General features: G+C 32.8%; 18 protein-coding genes. 8 read left to right on the top strand and 10 right to left on the bottom strand.

Translation table 11 applies throughout. The features are described 5' to 3' along the window. The first annotated feature begins 10 nt into the window (after positions 1–10). Positions 11–1,537 carry a PLP-dependent aminotransferase family protein gene (locus DK508_RS10610; protein ID WP_109300742.1) on the top strand — a complete coding sequence of 509 codons (1,527 nt, stop codon included), beginning with the start codon at positions 11–13 and terminating at the stop codon, positions 1,535–1,537. Here DK508_RS10610 and DK508_RS10605 read toward each other — a convergent pair. The 4 genes from DK508_RS10605 to DK508_RS10590 form a co-directional block, all read right to left on the bottom strand. Continuing rightward, on the bottom strand, positions 1,521–2,810 hold the full coding sequence (locus DK508_RS10605) for an aminotransferase class V-fold PLP-dependent enzyme (RefSeq protein ID WP_109300741.1): 1,290 nt from the start codon (positions 2,808–2,810) through the stop codon (positions 1,521–1,523). The genes DK508_RS10610 and DK508_RS10605 overlap by 17 nt on opposite strands. Before the next feature lie 140 nt (positions 2,811–2,950). Further along, entirely contained in the window at positions 2,951–3,520 is a 570-nt protein-coding gene (locus DK508_RS10600) for a pentapeptide repeat-containing protein (RefSeq protein ID WP_160114650.1), read from the bottom strand. A 20-nt stretch (positions 3,521–3,540) separates the two neighbouring features. Beyond that, positions 3,541–3,918 carry a VOC family protein gene (locus tag DK508_RS10595; RefSeq protein ID WP_109300739.1) on the bottom strand — a complete coding sequence of 126 codons (378 nt, stop codon included), beginning with the start codon at positions 3,916–3,918 and terminating at the stop codon, positions 3,541–3,543. Further along, on the bottom strand, positions 3,919–5,091 hold the full coding sequence (locus tag DK508_RS10590) for a proline dehydrogenase family protein (RefSeq protein ID WP_109300738.1): 1,173 nt from the start codon (positions 5,089–5,091) through the stop codon (positions 3,919–3,921). Between the two features lie 165 nt (positions 5,092–5,256). Here DK508_RS10590 and aroB point away from each other — a divergent pair, with 165 nt between their 5' ends. Both aroB and DK508_RS10580 read left to right on the top strand, forming a co-directional pair. Then, the gene (gene aroB / locus DK508_RS10585; protein WP_109300737.1) at positions 5,257–6,327 is read left to right on the top strand and encodes a 3-dehydroquinate synthase; all 1,071 of its coding nucleotides are present in this window, start codon (positions 5,257–5,259) and stop codon (positions 6,325–6,327) included. A gap of 116 nt (positions 6,328–6,443) precedes the next feature. After that, the gene (locus DK508_RS10580) at positions 6,444–7,100 is read left to right on the top strand and encodes a hypothetical protein (protein ID WP_109300736.1); all 657 of its coding nucleotides are present in this window, start codon (positions 6,444–6,446) and stop codon (positions 7,098–7,100) included. A 5-nt stretch (positions 7,101–7,105) separates the two neighbouring features. On the opposite strand, the gene DK508_RS10575 is transcribed toward DK508_RS10580, so the two are convergent. After that, entirely contained in the window at positions 7,106–7,627 is a 522-nt protein-coding gene (locus tag DK508_RS10575; protein ID WP_109300735.1) for a hypothetical protein, read from the bottom strand. Between the two features lie 322 nt (positions 7,628–7,949). Here DK508_RS10575 and uvrA point away from each other — a divergent pair, with 322 nt between their 5' ends. The 4 genes from uvrA (at position 7,950) to DK508_RS10555 (ending at position 17,087) form a co-directional block, all read left to right on the top strand. Beyond that, positions 7,950–10,790: an excinuclease ABC subunit UvrA gene (gene uvrA, locus DK508_RS10570; RefSeq protein ID WP_109300734.1), complete on the top strand. Its 2,841-nt coding sequence runs from the start codon at positions 7,950–7,952 to the stop codon at positions 10,788–10,790. A 13-nt stretch (positions 10,791–10,803) separates the two neighbouring features. Then, a complete protein-coding gene (locus DK508_RS10565; RefSeq protein WP_109300733.1) occupies positions 10,804–11,493 on the top strand; it encodes a TIGR00730 family Rossman fold protein in 690 nt (229 codons plus the stop codon). A gap of 149 nt (positions 11,494–11,642) precedes the next feature. After that, positions 11,643–14,474 (top strand): metalloprotease, encoded by a 2,832-nt coding sequence (locus DK508_RS10560; protein WP_109300732.1) that lies wholly within the window; start codon positions 11,643–11,645, stop codon positions 14,472–14,474. A gap of 198 nt (positions 14,475–14,672) precedes the next feature. Continuing rightward, positions 14,673–17,087, top strand: a complete 2,415-nt coding sequence (locus DK508_RS10555; RefSeq protein WP_109300731.1) for a thiamine pyrophosphate-dependent enzyme — start codon at positions 14,673–14,675, stop codon at positions 17,085–17,087. Positions 17,088–17,090: 3 nt separating this feature from the next. On the opposite strand, the gene DK508_RS10550 is transcribed toward DK508_RS10555, so the two are convergent. Genes DK508_RS10550 through DK508_RS10540 form a run of 3 tightly spaced genes read right to left on the bottom strand, consistent with a single transcriptional unit; the run spans position 17,091 to position 19,453 of the window. Further along, a complete protein-coding gene (locus tag DK508_RS10550; RefSeq protein WP_109300730.1) occupies positions 17,091–17,714 on the bottom strand; it encodes a hypothetical protein in 624 nt (207 codons plus the stop codon). A 56-nt stretch (positions 17,715–17,770) separates the two neighbouring features. Further along, positions 17,771–18,562 (bottom strand): hypothetical protein, encoded by a 792-nt coding sequence (locus DK508_RS10545; protein WP_109300729.1) that lies wholly within the window; start codon positions 18,560–18,562, stop codon positions 17,771–17,773. Positions 18,563–18,610: 48 nt separating this feature from the next. Further along, complete coding sequence (locus DK508_RS10540) at positions 18,611–19,453, bottom strand: 1,4-dihydroxy-2-naphthoyl-CoA synthase (RefSeq protein WP_109300728.1); 843 nt, start codon at positions 19,451–19,453, stop codon at positions 18,611–18,613. A 158-nt stretch (positions 19,454–19,611) separates the two neighbouring features. On the opposite strand from DK508_RS10540, the gene DK508_RS10535 reads away from it, so the two are divergent. Next, positions 19,612–20,013 carry a hypothetical protein gene (locus DK508_RS10535; protein ID WP_109300727.1) on the top strand — a complete coding sequence of 134 codons (402 nt, stop codon included), beginning with the start codon at positions 19,612–19,614 and terminating at the stop codon, positions 20,011–20,013. Between the two features lie 7 nt (positions 20,014–20,020). Here DK508_RS10535 and DK508_RS10530 read toward each other — a convergent pair whose 3' ends face one another. Then, positions 20,021–20,860 (bottom strand): S1 RNA-binding domain-containing protein, encoded by an 840-nt coding sequence (locus DK508_RS10530; protein ID WP_109300726.1) that lies wholly within the window; start codon positions 20,858–20,860, stop codon positions 20,021–20,023. A gap of 113 nt (positions 20,861–20,973) precedes the next feature. Next, complete coding sequence (locus DK508_RS10525; protein ID WP_109300725.1) at positions 20,974–21,315, bottom strand: DUF2853 family protein; 342 nt, start codon at positions 21,313–21,315, stop codon at positions 20,974–20,976. Positions 21,316–21,331: the final 16 nt, after the last annotated feature.

Here is a 21,331-nt window from a genome sequence, read left to right as displayed (position 1 = left end):
TTTAGACATAATGAGTAGTCCAGTCTTATTTCCTTACAAAAGCACTATTGTATTAGATCGTTCCATAAACAGACATCTATACCTTCAATTATGCGATCAAATTATTGGACTAATAAAATCTGGGAAATTACCTCCTACTACAAAATTACCAGGATCCCGAAGCTTATCAATAAGCCTACAAATTCATCGTAAAACTGTGATAGCCGCATACGACGAATTGTTATCCCAAGGATGGATAGAAAGTTTCTTAGGAAAAGGAACCTTTGTTACCAATGATTTACCTATTATAAAACCTTTACATTTAAAAAACATAGCTACCAGTACCACTATTCCTCAGGAGAGATCAAATTTCAAATTTAATATTCACCCATATCTAGATAGAAAAGCAATACATGTTACAAAAGATACACTTTTAATTAATGATGGTATTCCTGATCACAGATTAGCTCCTACAGACGAGATCGCCAAAATATATCGCAATATCACAAAAAAAGTCCATCACCAACATTTACTTACTTATAGTGATATTTATGGTAATAAGGACTTAAGAAAAGCACTAGTACTTTATCTAAATCAAACTAGAGGTTTAAAAATTAATATCGATAATGTTCTTATTACCAGAGGTAGTCAAATGGGAATCTACCTAGCTAGTCAGTTATTATTACAAAATCAAAATAACATAATTGTTGGTGACACAAATTATGCAACTGCCAATGACACTTTTATTAATGCAGGCGGTACCATTCGAACCGTGCCCGTTGATATCAATGGTATAAATACTTACGAAATTGACAAATTATGCAAAAAACATCCTATAAGAGCAGTATATGTTACTTCTCATCACCATCATCCAACTACTGTAACCTTATCTGCCGAAAGAAGAATGAGATTATTAGAACTTGCGCAAGAGTACAATTTTGCGATAATTGAAGATGATTACGATTATGATTTCCACTATGACAATGCTCCGATTTTGCCCTTAGCTAGTAATGACTACATAGGAAATGTAATTTATATCGGTGGTTTTACAAAGATTATAGCACCAGCATTGAGGATAGGATATTTTATCGCTCCAAAGAATGTAGTAGATGAAGCTGCAAAATTTCGCCGTATTATCGATAGACAAGGAGATACCATTCTAGAACAAACTCTTGCGCAAATGATTACGCAAGGTGATATACAACGACACAGTAATAAAGTTCTAAAAATATACAAAATAAGAAGGGATTTATTTTGTAGCTTGTTACAAGATAAATTAAACAGATATCTAACTTTTGAAATACCAAAAGGAGGTATGGCCGTATGGGTATTGCTCAACAAAGAATATAGTTGGGATACCGTATTTGGTGAAGCCAAAAAATTACACTTATGCATGAATAATGACTGGAAACGCTATGGCGGAGCACATGCTCGTCACAATGGTATTCGTATAGGTTTTGCCTCACTTAACGAAGAAGAAATACACAAAATGATAGCTATTTTAGTTCAAATCTTCAATTTATTAAAACATAAACATGTAGTTATAGAGAAGCAATAGTTGTTAATGCTTTAACTAAATAATCAATATCTTTTTTTGTTATATAAATAGCAAAAGAAAAACGCAGGGCATTTAAATTAAAATCGGTCATTGGTCTACAATCGATTCCAAATTGTTCTATCAATTTTTTTTTTATTTCTTTTGCGTCTTTACCAATAACTTCCACAACTTGTATAGCTCCAGATAAGTCATTTGATGCTGGGGTTTTTATTTTAAACCGAGAATCATTTTGTATTTGAGATCTAAAATATGATTTCAATTCTTTCGATCTTTCATCTATATTTTGTTTACCTATTTTATTATAAAAATCGATTGCTGTTCCTAACCCTAGCACTTCTGGATAGTTACGAGTATTGTAATTTTCTAACCTTCGGATACTTTTATCATTATGTCCTCTAGCCACCATAAGTGGTTTTAGAAATTTTTGACTTTCATATTTTGCATATAACACTCCTACTCCTTTAGGAGAAAACAACCATTTATGAGAGCTCGCTGCATAAAAATCACAACCTAAATCATGAAGATCAATGGATAACATCCCAGCAGATTGAGCCCCATCAACCGCTACCAAAATCCCTTTATCATGGGCCATTTTAGATATTTCTTTAATTGGCAACATCATTCCATTAGTATTTACGATATGACAAATAGAGATGATTTTGGTACGAGAAGTAATTGCATTTTTATACACTGCCACCACCTCATCTGTATTATCCGGCAATATTGGCAATTCGGGCCTCACGATTTTAATTCCTTTTGTTTCTTGCCAAACTTCCCAAGGGATTGTTCCACTCGGATGCTCATGATTGGCTACAATTATTTCGTCATCTTTCTGTAAATCAAAACTTCTGGCAATTAAATTCATTCCTTCGGTCGTATTATGAATCAAAGCAATTTCTTCATTAGACACAGAAAATAATGAGGCAACCTTAGAACGTACTTTTTCGACATCATCTTTCCAGGCTCCCCACATATATTTAGACGGAAATGCATCTAAGGTATCTCTAAATTTTCTAGTTGCTTCTTGCACCACGATTGGAGAAGGTCCTAAAGAAGCATTATTAAAATAATGCAGATTAGGTTGAAAAATAAATTGCTCTGCAACCTGTTCCCAAAAGTTTTCATCTAAATCTTTATAATCAAACTTAGATAACTCTAATAAAGATGTTCTTTGTTTATCAAGATCCGTAGCGGCAAATACAGGTGTGAACATAGATGCCGTTACTCCAGCACTAAATGATTTTATGAATTTTCTACGATTTGTGTGATTCATGTGCTATTATTGATTAAAATACCTTTCACATTCCTATATAAGGAATATAAAAAGAAGGATTACTCATTTGATAAAATTAATCTTTTTTAATCTATTCAGGAGATGAGATAAAATAACACGTACAACATATTTAATATACTTTAGGAGATATTTATATTAAATTTACGTAATAAACCAATCAAGTTGTTTTTAGAAAACTTAGCGTTTTTTAGTTTATTCTGAGAAGGATCAATATCAAAATTATTTGCTAAAGTAAAATCTACTTTTTCTGCGATAGTATTATTAAAAATTGCTCCAGATAATTCGCTATTACTAAAGTTAGAACCTGTTAGATCAGCATCTGTAAAATCGGTTTCTTTAAGCAAACAACTATCAAACAGAGTGTTTTTTATAACAAAGCCATAAAAAGAAGCATAATTTAGATTACAGTTTTTAAACTGAATAGAAAACATAAAATCGTTACAAATACTAAAATTGACTCCTTGCATTTTACACTCTACGCAAACGACGTTTTGTACTGTCGTATTTTTTAACATAACCGATGTAAAATCACAGTTTTCAAATCTACACTCTAAAAAAGTGATAACAGACATATCTACATTAGAAAAATCACAATGCTTGAACACGCAATTATCATATTCTTTTGCGGGCATTTTTTGACCCGAAAAGTTCATGTTTTCAAAAGATTGATCTATTATTGTTTCGGTCACAGTTTTTAGTTTTGAATTAACTAATTAACTCTCCAAGGTGGATTTTTTCTATTATCCCCAGCAAAATATAGAATTACTTGATTCTGATCTGGATCTTTTAGTCGAGCTTCTCGCCATAACCAAGTTTGATCTACTGGCATTTGATCAAAATGAATTCCTTCTTTTATGAGTCGATCTACTTCTATATCTAATTTTGAAGTTTCAAAATACACATACACACCATCTCCTTTGGGCAACTCTTCTACTTTATGAATAGAAAAAGTAGCATCACCCTCTGCACATTCAAAACGTGCATAATTTGGCAAAGCTTCAACTATTAAGCTCAGCCCTAATTTTTTATAAAAAGAAATTGATCTTTCTACATCTACAGAAGGTACAGTAACCTGGTTAAGATTCATTTATAATTTTCTTCGTTTCTTTTCTTGAGACAACAGGTTCAGTTCTCTACTGGTTTGTCCTGCAACCGAAGTATTTTCTTCTGCTCTCCGAATTAAATAGGGCATCACATCACGTACAGGCCCAAAAGGAACATATTTGGCCACATTAAACCCTTCATTCGCCATATTAAAGCTAATATGATCACTCATACCATACAATTGGCCAAACCAAACTCTCATATCTGTTTTATCTATCCCTAGTTGATTCATAAGCTCCATAGCAAGATAACTACTATGTTCATTATGCGTACCAATAAATACAGATATATCATCTAAGTTTTCTAAAACATACTTCATAGTATCATTAAAATTTTGATCCGTATGCTGTTTATCTTTACAAATTGGTGTTGGGTATCCATTTTCTTTTGCACGTTCGTTTTCTTTCTCCATATACGCTCCTCGTACAATTTTAACACCTATTTTAAAATCGTACACTCTGGCTTCTTCATGTAAACCTTGTAAATATTCTAATCTATCGTGTCTATACAATTGTAACGTATTATACACAATTGCCTTATCTTTATTGTATTTACGCATCATTTTTGACACTAGATCATCTGCAGCATCTTGCATCCAACTCTCCTCTCCATCAATTAATAAGGCTACATCACATTCATGTGCTTTTTTACAGACCAAATCAAATCGCTCTTCAATTCTCCTCCACTCCTTCTCTTCTTCTGGAGTTAAATCTGTTCCTTCTGTTTTCTTTTGCCAAATTAAGAAACGCCCAAATCCTGTAGGTTTAAATACGCCAAAGGACATCGCATCTTTTTGATCAGCAAATTCAATAATCTGAAGTGTTTTTTCTAAAACAGCATCAAATTGTGCTTCTTCTTCTTTCCCTTCTACCGAATAGTCCAATACAGAACCAACTCCCTTACTATACATCTTATCTACAACCGGTAAGCAATCTTCTTCACTGACGCCACCACAAAAATGATCAAATACAGTAGCGCGAATCAATCCTTGAACAGGTAAATGTGCTTTGATAGCAAAATTGGTAACTGCCGTTCCTATTCTAACGAGCGGTTCGTTCGATATCATTTTAAACAAAAAATATGCTCTTTCTAATTCAGAATCACTTTTTAAAGCGAATGCAGTTTCAGTATTATCAAACAAGTTGTTTTGTTCCATTAAAATTAATTTTAATAATTCTCAATATTAAACTCATATCGATAGAAATATCATTAGTTTCTATAAATACGCCGTATTTATTTTACGTTTTCTGCAAATATAGAACTTGCGAGTATATTTTATTACAAATTCTACTTAATTTCGTGCCTTATAATTTACTATCATATGAAGCCTATCGTCTCTAAAGATTCTATCGTATATTTTGGTCAAGAATGTTACACTGCCCTAAATTCTTATTTAGAAAAGTCTAATCACTCTAAAATATTTATTCTGGTAGATAGCAATACCCACGAATACTGCCTTTCTTTACTAATGAGTAAGATCGAAACGGAATACGATACTGAAGTTATCGAGATCGAGCCTGGCGAAATTCATAAAAATATAGAAACTTGCAGCGGTATATGGAATGCCCTCGCAGAGTTACAAGCAGATCGTAAAAGTCTTATCATCAACTTAGGCGGAGGTGTTATTACTGATTTAGGAGGTTTTATTGCCTGTACGTATAAAAGAGGAATCAATTATATCAACATCCCCACATCACTTTTGGCAATGGTAGATGCATCTGTAGGAGGTAAAACTGGGGTTGATCTTGGTAATTTAAAAAACATGGTTGGAGTCATTAGTGAATCAGAAATGGTACTAATTGACACAGAATATCTAAGTACTTTGCCGGTAAATCAAATGTGTAGCGGGTTTGCTGAAATGTTGAAGCACGGGCTTATACAAGATATAGGATATTGGGAAAAACTAAGTGATCTTTCTCAATTAGAGTTAGATGATCTTAATCAAATGATACATGAATCTGTTATGATTAAAAACAAAATTGTCATTGAAGATCCAACAGAACAAAATATTAGAAAATATCTCAATTTTGGCCATACATTAGGGCATGCAATAGAATCTTTTTATTTAACGCATCCTGAAAAACCAACTTTGCTTCATGGCGAAGCTATTGCAGTTGGTATGATAATGGAATCTTATATTTCTAAAGAATTATTATCACTTACAAACAATGATCTACAAGATATCGGTGATGTTATACTTGCTACATTTCCGAAATTAGATATCGATCCTTCGGATCGACAAGATATTATGAATTTACTGATTCATGACAAAAAAAATGAAAACGGAAACATTCTTTTTGTATTACTAAATGCTATAGGCGAAGCGAAATATAATTGTACCGTATCTAATGATTTAATTGTCAAGTCCTTTGAGTATTACGATTCTCTTTAATTCATTTTTTATACATTTAAGATGTTTATGTTAACTCTTTTAAATCTATCAACTTGAAAAAGAAACTCTTCAAGCTTCTCAAGATCTTAATATTAAGCATCTTAATTTTATTGATTTTGACCATCGCAACGTTATATTTTTCATTAAATGAAAAAATTCCTGAAGGCGAATCTGGACAAAAAGCTGATGATTTTGCATTAAATATCCAAAATGCTGTAAAGCATGATCTTTACCTCAATACAGATTACCTGCAATGGTCGTTCAGAAATAAGCATCATTATTTTTGGAACAAAAGACAAGGTTTTGTTCAAGTGCGCTGGGATAATCATGAAGTACAGTTAGACTTGGATAAACCTAACAAGAGTTTTGTAAAAAGCGACAACACCAGCTCAGCAGAAAAGAAACAAGAACTTTTAGAAATTGCATTGGCATATTTTAATAATGATTCTTTTTGGGTAGTGGCACCTCATAAGCTTTTTGACAAAGGGGTCTCGAGACAATTGGTCACATTAGAAGATAACACCAAAGGTTTGTTAGTGTCTTATGCTCATGGTGGTACAACACCAGGAGATTCTTACCTTTGGAAGGTAGATAAAAACTACATTCCAACAAGTTATCAGATGTGGGTTTCTATCATACCTATCGGGGGCATAGAAGCTACATGGAAAGGATGGACTACTACAGAAAGTGGAGCTTTACTTTCACAAAAGCATAGGTTGTTAGGCTTTGAAATTCCTATCTCCAACTTAAGAGCATGGAACGAAAATAATTAACTAAATTATTTACTTCGACTGCCAATCAACTGTTGCGATTTATTCTTAAACAACACATTAAACGTTGTCAAACTACCATAAATCCTTGTAATGTATTGTTGTAAATCGATTTTATCCTGCTCCTCAAGAGTAGAACTATTAATTTTTTGCTCCATAACCCGTATTCGATCACGAACCATAACAATTTTATGAAAAAAAGTTTCGATTGGTAATTCTTTTGAAGCTAAACTAGTATCACCAGGCTTTAATACAATTGTTCCTCCTTTCCACTTATCTGCTATAGGCACAATTTCCGAAACATCGCTATATCTTTTTAGGATATCCTTAAGTGTTTTTTCAACCTCATAAAAACTTACAGTATCCACTTCATCTTCAACGCCATCAATTACTTCAAAATCGTCCTCTATATCGATAGTTTCTAATCCATTTTCAATAAAAGTAACCCAATACATTTTTGCAGTAACATTCGTTACTACACCCAACCCATATGTTGGATGTTTTACTCTAGAACCTATACCTAATATCATTTTTAAATTTTTGTTTAAAAATAAATATTATAAAAATAATATAATACTTGATCAATAAATTAACTTAATTGATCTTGAGTAAAAATGAATCTTAATCACTCCTTTTATTTTTCTTCCCCTTTAACAATGACACAACTATCTCATTAGACATAAATTAACTATTTCTTCCATTTTAAAAAGCAAACAATAATAACCCTGGTATTGTAAAACAGAAATACTGAAGGTTTCACAAATTATAACATCTCTTTAACTAAAACTGAAACTAAACCAATTTTCCTAAACGCTACCAAATACCTACATTTGCATTCTTGGTTAAAATTTTATGGCAGTATCTGAAGAAAATATTGAAGTTTTAGGGGCACGAGTTCACAACTTGAAAAATATCGATGTTACTATACCTAGAGAAAAATTGGTAGTAATCACTGGTTTATCGGGTTCTGGAAAATCTTCATTAGCGTTTGATACTATCTATGCCGAAGGGCAACGTAGATATATTGAAACCTTCTCTGCCTACGCTCGTCAATTTTTAGGAGGATTAGAACGACCAGATGTTGATAAAATTGATGGACTATCTCCTGTAATTGCCATTGAACAAAAAACCACCAGCAAAAGTCCTCGTAGTACAGTTGGCACCATAACTGAGATTTATGATTTTTTGAGACTTCTATTTTCTAGGGGTAGTGATGCCTATAGCTATAATACTGGAGAGAAAATGGTAAGCTATAGCGATGAGCAAATTAAAGATCTTATTTTAAAAGATTTTTCTGGTAAAAAATTAAATATTCTTGCTCCCGTTGTACGTTCAAGAAAAGGGCACTACAGAGAACTTTTTGAACAAATCGCGAAGCAAGGCTTTGTAAAAGTTCGTACAGATGGAGAAATAAAGGATATCGTAAAAGGAATGAAACTTGATCGATACAAGACTCATGATATTGAGATTGTTATCGACAGACTGATGGTTACCGAAGGACAAGAGAATACAAAACGACTTATGGAAACCATTAACACCGCTATGTATCATGGCGATGATGTATTAATGGTGATTGAGCAAGACTCTCAAGAAGTTCGATTCTTTAGTAGAAATTTAATGTGCCCTTCAAGTGGTATTTCATACCCAAATCCCGAACCAAATAATTTTTCGTTCAACTCCCCGAAAGGAGCATGTCCAAAATGCAATGGTATTGGTAACTTACATGAAGTAAATATTAAAAAAATAATCCCTGATGACTCTCTATCCATCAAAAATGGAGGCTTAGCTCCTCAAGGGCCTCAAAAAAACAATTGGATTTTCAAACAACTTGAACTCATAGGTCAGCGATTTGATTTTCAACTTAGTGATCCCATCAAAAAAATCTCTAAAGAGGCTATGGAAATTATTCTTTATGGAGGTAAAGAGAAATTTAGTGTGGATAGTAAAACTCTTGGAATAACCAGAGAATATAAAATTGATTTTGAAGGAATAGCTACATTTATAGAAAATACATATAACAATAACGATTCTACTTCATTAAAACGATGGGCAAAAGAGTTCATGGATAATGTGCAGTGTCCCGAGTGTAATGGTTCTCGATTGCGTAAAGAATCTTTATATTTTAAGGTAAATGAAAAAAACATCGCTGATTTGGCAAATATGGATATCAATGAACTATCTGACTGGTTTAGAGATCTACCAGAGCAACTCAGTGACAAACAAAAGCAAATTTCTGGTGAGATATTAAAAGAAATCAATACAAGGCTGCAATTTCTTGTAGATGTAGGTCTTACATATCTTTCATTAAACCGAAGCAGTAAATCTCTTTCTGGAGGAGAAGCACAACGTATACGACTTGCTACACAGATTGGTTCTCAATTAGTCGGTGTACTTTATATACTTGATGAACCTAGTATTGGACTACACCAAAGAGATAATGAAAAACTTATTAATTCATTAATCCAATTAAGAGATATTGGTAATTCTGTTATTGTTGTAGAACACGATAAGGATATGATAGAGCGGGCAGATCACGTTATCGATATTGGACCACTAGCTGGAAAACACGGAGGTGAAATTATTAGCGAAGGTACTCCTGAAGAATTACAACAACATAATACGCTGACAGCTGATTATCTAAGTGGTAAAAAACAAATTGAAATACCTTCAAAACGTAGAAAGGGTAACGGAAAAACAATTTCGTTAAAAGGAGCAACTGGAAACAACTTAAAAAATGTATCTATCGATATTCCATTAGGGAAAATGATAGCGGTTACAGGTGTATCCGGAAGTGGAAAATCAACGCTTATCAATGAAACACTTTACCCTATCCTGAATGCTTATTACTTTAATGGTGTAAAAAAACCAATGCCGTATAAAAGTATAAAAGGGTTAGAACACTCGGATAAGGTAATAGACATCAATCAATCTCCTATAGGACGTACACCGCGTTCTAACCCAGCAACATATACTGGTGTTTTTTCTGAAATAAGAAGTTTATTTGCTAAAACTCCAGAGGCCATGATTAGAGGATACAAACCTGGTCGTTTTAGTTTCAATGTTGCAGGAGGAAGATGTGAAACATGCAAAGGTGGAGGTTTACGGGTTATTGAAATGAACTTTTTACCAGATGTATATGTAGAGTGCGAGACATGTCAAGGAAAACGATTTAATAGAGAAACTCTAGAGATACGATACAAAGGAAAGTCAATTTCTGATGTTTTAGAAATGACAATTAATGAAGCTTGTATGTTCTTTGAGCAAATTCCTAAAATATTTCGAAAACTAAAAACTATCCAGAATGTTGGATTGGGGTATATCACTCTGGGTCAGCAATCCACAACTTTATCTGGTGGTGAAGCTCAACGCATCAAACTAGCTACAGAACTCTCTAAGAGAGATACAGGTAATACTTTTTATATTCTGGATGAACCCACCACAGGACTGCATTTTGAAGATATTAGAGTTTTAATGGATGTATTAAACAAACTTGTAGATAAAGGCAATACTGTTTTAATTATTGAACATAATCTTGATGTTGTAAAAATGGCCGATTATATTATTGATATTGGATACGAAGGAGGCAAAAAAGGAGGAGAAGTTGTAGCAAAAGGAACACCTGAAGAATTAATTAAAGATAAAAAAAGTTATACAGCTAAGTTCTTAAAGAAAGAACTTAGTATTTTAAATTAAAAGCATATTTTTTATGAGAAAAGAACAACACCACAAAGGTTGGAATGAGATAAAAACAAATGATTCTTGGGCCATTTTTAAGATCATGGGAGAATTCGTAAACGGATTTGAAAAAATGAGTAAGATAGGACCTTGTGTGTCTATTTTTGGATCGGCACGTACCAAAACCGATGATAAGTATTACCAATTAGCCGTTGATGTAGCAAAGGAAATTGTAGATAATGGTTATGGAGTGATAACAGGTGGAGGACCTGGTATTATGGAAGCAGGTAACAAAGGTGCTCATCTTGGAGGGGGAACCTCTGTAGGTCTTAATATAGATCTCCCTTTTGAGCAACATGATAACCCTTATATTGATAGTGATAAAAGTTTAGATTTTGATTACTTCTTTGTTCGTAAAGTAATGTTCGTAAAATACTCTCAAGGATTTGTAGTAATGCCTGGTGGATTTGGAACATTAGATGAATTATTCGAAGCGATGACTTTAATACAAACAAAAAAGATTGCCAAATTTCCAATCATATTAGTAAGTACTGAGTTTTGGGGAGGACTAATTGACTGGGTGAAAACAACTTTACTCGAAAAATTTGGAAATATAAGTCCTGGTGACCTCGATCTTATACATGTTGTAGATACACCTGAAGAAGTACTACACATTTTAGATAAATTCTATGGTGAATATAATTTAAGTCCTAATTTCTAAACACACATTACAAAAAAATCACTAGTATTGAACATCAATTCTTTGCACAAACCATTAAAACTTTAAGTATTGAGTAATTTAAAAGAAGCATATTTTATTTTTAATTTCGGCCCATTAATTGATGGGATATCTATAATCGCATTTAAAAATTGAATATTAAAAAATTACTTCATACAGCTCTTGCCTTTTTTTCGCTGCTTATAGCAACAGCGCAAAACAGTATTTTAATTAATGCTGAACTGGACACAGATAAAAAAGTTATATCCATTGAGCAGGAGATTGTATATACCAATTCTTCTCAAAAAGCGCTTAAAAAGATATTTCTTCATGATTGGGCTAATGCTTTTTCAGATAAAACGACACCATTAGGTGAACGATTTTCTGAAGATTTTTTAAAACGTTTTTACTTTGCAAAGGATCATGAAAGAGGAGGTACAACTGTACAATATATTACTGATTCATCTTCTCAATCTCTTCAATGGGGAAGAATTGAAAATGAACAAGATATTGTTTGGATAGAGTGTTTACAACCTTTATTACCAGGAAAAAGCCAAAAGATCATTTTAAAATATAAAGTGAAAATTCCTAGTAGTAAGTTTACGCGTTATGGTTACAAGGATAATGGAAATTTTGATCTTAAATATTGGTATATGGTCCCTGCAGTACATGATACCAATTGGAACATCTATAGCCACAAAGACCTAGATGATCTTTATACTCCTCTAATCGATTACACTATAAATTTTACTTTACAAGAAGATTATGAAATTGTTAGTGACCTCAGAAGAGAAACTATAAATATTTCAGAAGAAGAAAGAAATAGAACTATTCAATTAAAGGGTAACAATAGATCAGAAATAAATCTATATATTACTAGAGGAACTAGTTTGTTTTATAGCTTTCCAGCAGATGGAATCCAGTTTATTAGCGACATTGATGACAATAAGTTAATGCCAGAAATGAAATCTGTAGCTACTACAAGAATTGTACAGTTTTTACAGAAAAAATTAGGCCCCTACCCTTTTGATAAAATCCTTATTTCAGAAAGTGATTATAAAAACAATCCCGTATATGGCTTAAATCAGTTACCAGATTTTTTAAGGCCTTTCCCTGATGGATTTCAATTTGAAATTAAACAACTTAAAGCAATTACCGAGAGTTACTTAAAAAAGACTCTTATTATTAACCCTAGACAAGATGCATGGTTAAGAGATGCTATTCATATCTACTTAATGATGGCTTATACTGATCAATACTATCCCGAAATGAAAATTATCGGGAAACTTAGTAAAGTAATAGGAGTAAGATGGTTTCATGCAGCAGACTTAAAGTTTAATGATCAATATTTTTTGGCGTATAAAAATATGGCAAGACTTTACTTAGACCAACCACTATCACTGCCACAAGATAAACTAGTAAAATTTAATAAAAATATTGCCAACGCTTATAAAGCAGGTGTTGGCCTTAAATATCTCGAAGATTACTTAGGAGATGATAATATTGTTGCAGAAAGTATTAAAGAGTTTTATGGTCAAAATGTTTTACGGTATACAGATTCAAAAAAATACAAAGAGGTTCTCACCTCGTTGTCTAATAAAAACATAGACTGGTTTTTTGATGATTATGTAAATACCAATAAAAAACTTGATTTTAAAATCAAGTCCGTAAAAAAAGATAAAGATTCTATAGAAGTTACTATTAAAAACAAAAGAGATAACACTATGCCGGTATCCTTATACGGGTTTAGAAAAAAGGATATTGTGTCCAAAACTTGGATCTCTGGTTTTACAGGTACTAAAAAAGTAAAGATTGCTAATGAAGATCTTAGCAAGCTTGTACTTGATTATGATCAAAATATTCCTGAAGTAAATAGAAGGAATAATTACAAAAATTTAAAATGGATATTTAATAAACCGATACAATTTAGACTCTTACAGGACATCGAAGACCCTAGATATAGTCAGTTATTTTTTATTCCTGAGTTTGAATTTAATGTATATGATGGGTTTACGTTAGCTTCCAAATTTTACAACAAAACTATTATCAGAAGAGACTTTGAATATAACATCTCACCCGCTTATGGCTTAAGATCTAAAAAACTACTAGGTTCTGCCTCTTTCTTTTTTAGAAATCAAATTGCAGAACATGGTCTTTATCAAATACGATATGGCGTAAATGGTAGTATGTTTAGTTATGCACCTGATTTGCTATTTAGAAGATTCTCCTCTTCGGTTAGTTTTTTGTATCGACCAGAAGATCTTAGATCTAATAAAAGGCAACGATTATCACTTAGAAACATTAATGTATTTAGGCAACGAAATGAAGAAAACCCCGTTGTTACACCAGATTATAATGTATTTAACGCGAGATATCGACATTCTGATTTTAACCTTATTAACTTTTTAGGATATACAGTAGACTATCAATTATCTAAAAACTTTAGTAAAATATCTGCTACAGTTAATTACAGAAAGTTATTCCTTAACAACAGGCAAGTTAACCTTAGACTGTTTGCCGGTACTTTTTTGTTTAACGATACAGAAAAAGATGGAGACTTTTTCAGTTTTGCATTGGATAGACCAACAGATTATTTATTTGATTTTAACTATCTAGGTCGAAGTGAAGACACAGGGTTAACAAGTCAACAAATCATTATTGCGGAAGGTGGATTTAAATCTCAACTCGAATTTCCTTTTGCTAATCAATGGATAACAACATTTAATGCAAATAGTAACATCTGGAATTGGATTTATGCCTACGGAGACGTAGGGTTGGTTAAAAATAAAGGGGTTTCTCCAGAATTTGTGTACGATGCTGGAGTAAGATTAAGTCTTGTTGCCGATTATTTCGAATTATTCTTTCCGGTAGTGTCTAATAAAGGTTGGGAAATAGCTCAACCAGATTACGATCAACAAATTAGGTTTATAATTACGTTAAGTCCCGAAACGCTAATTGGTTTATTTACCAGAGAATGGTATTAATTAAATTAAAAAGCAAATGCATATATAAATGTGAAAATTTTGAGCATTTGTTAACCAATTCCTAAAATAACACCAAAAAACTATAATTTGATAACAAAATATCGATTTTAGTAAAATATATTCAAAAACTTTAAGAGTTTTCATTTTGCAATTGGCTTGTATTTTAACTAAATTTGCAAACCTTTAAACGTCGTTCGTATGCAACCTGAAACTGTTACTACATCTAATATTTCCTTTGAAGAATATAGAAATCAAATACTTAGAGATTATAAGATAGCCCTTATAAGCCGAGAGTGTAGTCTTCTAGGGCGACGAGAAGTATTGACAGGTAAATCCAAGTTTGGAATTTTTGGAGGTGGAAAAGAATTACCACAACTAGCAATGGCTAGAGTTTTTCGAAACGGAGACTTTAGATCGGGATACTATCGCGATCAAACTTTCATGATGGCAATTGATCAATACACTGTTGAACAATTTTTTGCAGGGCTTTATGCTCACACAGATATAAAAAGAGAACCTTTTGCAGCTGGAAGACAAATGGGAGGGCATTTTGCTACTCATAGTCTTAATGAAGATGGGACATGGAAAAACTTAACTGAGCAAAAGAACTCTAGTGCAGATATATCCCCTACTGCTGGTCAAATGCCCAGACTTTTAGGTCTCGCACAAGCATCCAAAGTATATCGTAATGAAAAAAGTGTATCAGACTTTTCTAATTTCTCAATAAAAGGAAACGAAGTAGCTTGGGGCACTATAGGTAACGCAAGTACTAGCGAAGGATTATTTTGGGAAACTATAAATGCTGGTGGTGTACTACAAGTACCGATGGTTATTAGTGTATGGGATGACGAATATGGTATCTCTGTTCACGCTAAGCACCAAACTACAAAAGAAGACATCTCTTTAATTCTTGAAGGATTCAGACGTGATGAAAATCATGAAGGTTATGAAATCATAAAAGTAAATGGTTGGGATTATCCAGCTTTGATGAGTGCTTATGAAACTGCTGAAGAACTTGCAAGAGAACAGCATATCCCTGTTATCATTCATGTAAAAGAATTAACACAACCACAAGGTCACTCTACTTCTGGATCTCATGAACGATACAAAAGTGAAGAGCGTTTGAACTGGGAAAGAGAATATGATTGTAATAAAAAGTTTAGAGAATGGGTTATCGATCATAATATCGCGACCAATGAAGAACTTCTTGATCTTGAAAAAGCTGCGAAAAAAGAAGTTCGAAAAGGAAAAACTAACGCCTGGAATGCTTACATATCAGAAATCAAATCAGAACAAAAAGAAGCATTACAATTATTAAAGGCAGTAGAAAATCAAAGTGCAAATAAAAATTTCATATCTCCTCTAACACAAACACTTTCTGAAAAAGAAGAACCTATTAGAAAAGATATACTAGAGGTTTCAAGAAAAATATTACGCTATTTAACCAAAGAAAGCTTTGCAGAAAAATTAAACCTGCAAAATTGGATAAATAGCTATATCGATAAAATACAGCCTAAATATAGTGCTCACCTATATAATGAATTTGACTCTAAAGTTACCAATATCAATGAGGTAGCTCCTATATACGACGAAAACACCGAAATGGTAGATGGTAGAGTTATAATCAGAGATAATTTTGATAGTATATTTAGCAGAGTACCAGAAGCTCTCATTTTTGGTGAAGATAGTGGTAAAATTGGTGATGTAAATCAAGGACTAGAGGGATTACAAGAAAAATTTGGTGAAATCAGAGTTTCTGATGCTGGTATTAGAGAAGCTACTATTCTTGGACAAGGAATCGGAATGGCTATGCGTGGATTACGGCCAATTGCTGAAATTCAATACCTAGACTATATCTTATATTGCATACAAGGGTTAAGTGATGATCTTGCCACATTGCGCTATAGAACCTTAGCAAAACAAAAAGCTCCTTTGATCATACGAACAAGAGGACATAGATTAGAAGGGATTTGGCATTCTGGATCGCAAATGGGAGGATTAATCCATTTATTAAGAGGAATCCATATTCTTGTACCAAGAAATATGACCAAAGCTGCAGGTTTTTATAATACATTACTAGATAGTGATGAACCAGCTGTGGTTGTAGAATGTCTAAACGGTTACCGCTTAAAAGAAAAAATGCCATCTAACCTTTCAGAAATTAGAACACCAGTAGGTATAGTAGAAACCGTAAAAGACGGCGCAGATATCACTCTAGTATCTTATGGATCAACATTGAGACTTGTAGAACAAGCTGCAAAGGAACTTTTAACAACAGGTATTAATGCTGAAGTTATAGATGTTCAATCATTAGTGCCATTTGACCTAAATCATGATATTGTAAAAAGTATCGCCAAGACTAACAGATTGTTGGTTATAGATGAGGATGTGCCAGGTGGAGCAACAGGATATATTTTACATAAATTAATAGACGAACAAAATATTTATCAATACCTGGATAGTAAGCCACAAACACTAAGTGCACAGCCACATAGACCTGCATTCGGAACTGATGGTGATTACTTTAGTAAACCATCTACAGATGATATTTTCGAAAAGGTTTATGAGATCATGAATGAAGTAGACCCTAATACATATCCAAAACTAAGATAAGTTTTACCGAAAATCTTCTATTTTCAAGCGTCTTCCTTGTTTATAGGATATTACAAAAATCCGTTTATCATAGATACCAGATTGAATTAGTGTTTTTCTAAAATCTTGTGCTTCAATCAAGGTTTCAAATATCCCTAAACTAAATTTATATAGTGAAGTATCATTATACACCAAGGAGTTCGTGTATTTTTCAGAAATTGAAGATATCCTCCTATCATTAAGTGCTTTAATTTGCACAGAATATACGGTGTCTTTATCAATTAGTTTTCTGTATAAATATAAGTTCCTGATTTCTTCAAGGTCAACCTTCTTACGCTTGAGAACATCTAATTCTTCTCTTGCTGTTTGGAGTTCATTCTGAAGTGTAGATAACTCTTTTCGATTTATATCCTCTGCCGTAAGAGAGGCAGAAGCCGATTTGCTAGAATAAAATGCATTAGCCACAAGAAAAACGGCTAATAACAATAGTACTAGTGAAAAAGACCCAAATAGTCGATTTGATTTTTTGCTTTTTTTAAGCATATCCGATTCTGCATCAAGCAAATCTTCAAGCTTTTTCTGTTTTATCTCTGCTTTCTCAATCTGATAATGTAAAGATAAAAGATCCTCATCTTTCATAACTTTCATGGCTGGGGTAGTTTAAGAAATTTTCAAGCACACTATTATACATGTAATCACCACGCCTAAGGGAGTTTCTGCTGAGTTATTCTATACACTACACCATTATTAGTTTCTAAAATTAAAACTGGCTTTTCTTTGATTATTTTTTGAAAAGCTTTTAATGGAAACCCATTAGAAATTTGATTAATATTATTAATCCTAACCCTTGCTCTATCGTCAAGTTCTAAAATTCTTGGTTTAGAATTCTGATTATGAATATAATAATTATTATATAAAAAATACAATGTATCGCCATTTTTGTCGATATCGTACTCTGCTTCACCAAATTCCTTTGCTTTTTTTACCGCTTTTTTACCTTCATAAAACTCTATAAAATCAGCCTCAATAAATACAACATCGTTGCTTTTAAAAGCTTTAGTAATATAGCAGTAATTTCTTTCAAAATTCAATTTAGGTTTCCCGTTAACAGAATCGAGAATCTCTCTCCCTTCTTCTGCTATGCTATCATTGATATCCGATTGCGCATTCTTATATTCAGAAATATCTACTTTCAACTTATTCAACTCCTCTTTTAAAGAATCATTAGTAACAAGAAGGTTTTTCACTTCATTAGAATTCTCAAAAGATGCATCTTCAGAAGAAAAAAGCATATTATTCTTTGACAAATAAAAACCTGCAATACCCATTAAGGCTAGTAGGATTACAATGAAAATAAAGTATAAATTCCTTACTACTTTACTTTTTTTCAAATCCTCAGAAATAGATACCAGTCGGTCTTCCATCTGTTGCTGCTTAATATCAGTTTTTTCCATCTGATAATGCATTGATAATAGTTCTTCCTCCTTTTTATCCATATTCTGAAAATTTAAAAGTATACGTTTCTGATTAATTAAGTATACAATTTATGGTATCCATTTAATATTCTTAAAATCAGGTTTTCTTTTTTCAAGAAAAGCATTCCTACCTTCTTTTGCCTCTTCGGTCATATAAGCCAATCGTGTTGCTTCTCCTGCAAATACTTGCTGCCCAACCATACCATCATCGGTAAGATTCATTGCAAATTTTAGCATTTTAATTGATGTTGGCGACTTTTCAAGAATTTCTTGCGCCCATTGGTATGCCGTGTCTTCTAACTCTTCATGAGGGATTACAGCATTTACCATACCCATTTCATATGCATCCTGAGCCGAATAATTTCTACCTAAGAAGAAAATTTCTCTTGCCTTTTTTTGTCCAACCATCTTAGCCAAATACGCAGAACCGTATCCACCATCAAAACTAGTAACATCGGCATCAGTTTGTTTAAAAATAGCATGTTCCTTACTAGCCAAAGTAAGATCACAAACCACATGCAAACTATGCCCTCCTCCTACTGCCCATCCTGGCACTACAGCTATAACCACTTTTGGCATAAAACGAATTAATCGTTGTACCTCAAGAATATTTAACCTATGCATCCCATCTTGACCAACATATCCTTGATGACCTCTTGCTTTTTGATCTCCTCCACTACAAAAAGAATACACACCATCTTTTGATGATGGGCCTTCTGCCGATAGCAATACAACCCCAATTGACGTATCTTCCTGAGCATCATAAAACGCATCATAAAGTTCACTTGTTGTTTGTGGCCTAAAAGCATTACGTACATCAGGTCGATTAAAAGCTATCCGAGCTACTCCTCCTGATTTTTTATAGGTGATATCTTGATATTGTTTTACTGTTTTCCAGTCTACTGAACTCATTATATATTTTTTTGTCCCCCAAAAATAACACAATATAGCATATTCGACCGCATCATTTATAGGGTAAATCCCTTAAAATTTAATTTTAAATATAAATTAGAAGAGATTTTAGCATAGTTTTTGATGATTTTAATCGAATAGACTTTATATTTATGCACATGAAATCGTTTTTGATATTATTTTTTGGAAGTATTAGCATTTTATCATTTGGACAAGAAACCACAATTCACACTATTGAATGGGAACAATTAGCTGCTCCTTTATCCTTAGTGGTAGAAGAAAATTCTGTTGAAAAATATCAGTTGTTAGAGATAGATCTTTCAATAGATTTAAGAGAACAGTATTTAAGAAAGAAAACTTCGATTTTAGAATTACCGCAAGAACATTTTATAGCTCCAAAATACAATGTAGCTATAGAACAACCAAAATCGTTTAGTTTTAGAGTCTCAGGAAACGGATCCTCCAATTCAAACAATAGTGGCGGCGTAAAAAATATTGCTTATAAGGATGCTGGGTTTTATAGTGGTGCCTTTTGCCCTATTACTGGGTTAGCGTATTAAGTATTTTTTAGGATTGCTCAAGCAATCGTATTCCATCTTTTTCGATAGAAATTTTTCTGGCTTTATATAGAGTTCCTATAGCTTTTTTGAAACTTTTTTTGCTTAATTGAAAAACCTCTTTGATATCATCAGGGTCTGACTTATCATTTAAATCAATAAATCCACCACTAGCTTTCAATTCATTTAGAATTTGCTGAGCATTAGGTTCAATACTTCTAAAACCGTGTCGTTGTAGGGTAAGATCAATTTTACCATCGGGTCGTACTTTTTTCACATACCCTTTAATTTGATCGCCAGGAGTAATTTTCTGAAAAATCTCATCAGAATACACCAATCCTAAATGTTTTTGATTTACAATCATATTCCAACCTTGAGGGGATGGATGAGATGCAATTAATTCAACTTCATCATATGACGACAATAGCACTAACGAATTATCAAGAAATGCATTGGTTTTACTAGAAGCGACAAGTCTATTCGTTTCTTCATCTAAATATACATAAGCCAAATACCAGCTCCCAACCCTCATTTTTGATGCCTGTTCTCTAAATGGGACGAAAAGATCTTTCTCTAATCCCCAATCTAAGAAAGCTCCAATTTCAGAAACATTAGTACATTTTAAATAAGCAAAGGATTTTACAGTAGCATAGGGCTCTAATGTAGTAGATACAATGCGTTCAGAGCTATCTAGATATACAAATACTTTTATTTTATCTCCGATTTCAAATTCCTCCGGAACATATTTATTAGGAAGCAACACTTCATTCCCATCTTCATCTCCCAAAAATAAACCGGGTTCTCTATCTCTTAATATTTCCAATGTATTATAGACTCCTAATGCAAGCATGTCTTATTTTTTGCGCAAAGATAATTTTTTAATCTCTCTCTACGGGGTAATTAAACGAAAAAAAGGTGCGCCAATGGCACACCTATTATTTTTTTCTGAAAGAATATCAAATACTATTTATATACAGACTCTTTCTTAAAATGCTTTGTTAAAAGATAATAAACAACCGCTCTATACTTATTACGGTTTGATTTACCATATTGCTCGATAACAGAAGCTATAGCTTCGTCTAACTTAGAACCATCAGAAAGCCCTAATTTTTTGATAAGAAAATTCTTTTTCACAGTATCTAGCTCGCTTTGATCGCTACCAGAAACAGTTGCAGCATCTGCATTATAAATTGAAGGCCCACAACCAATCGTAACCTTAGTTAATAAATCCATGTCTGGAGTCTGACCAATTTTGTCTTTGATATCAGCAGCATACTTAGCGATTAATTCGTCTCTTTTACTCATAAGATGATAATGTTTT

Origin of the sequence: Aquimarina sp. AU474, assembly GCF_900312815.1 — a bacterium.
Taxonomy (GTDB): Bacteria; Bacteroidota; Bacteroidia; order Flavobacteriales; family Flavobacteriaceae; genus Aquimarina.
This window is presented reverse-complemented; position numbering and strand designations above follow the sequence as displayed.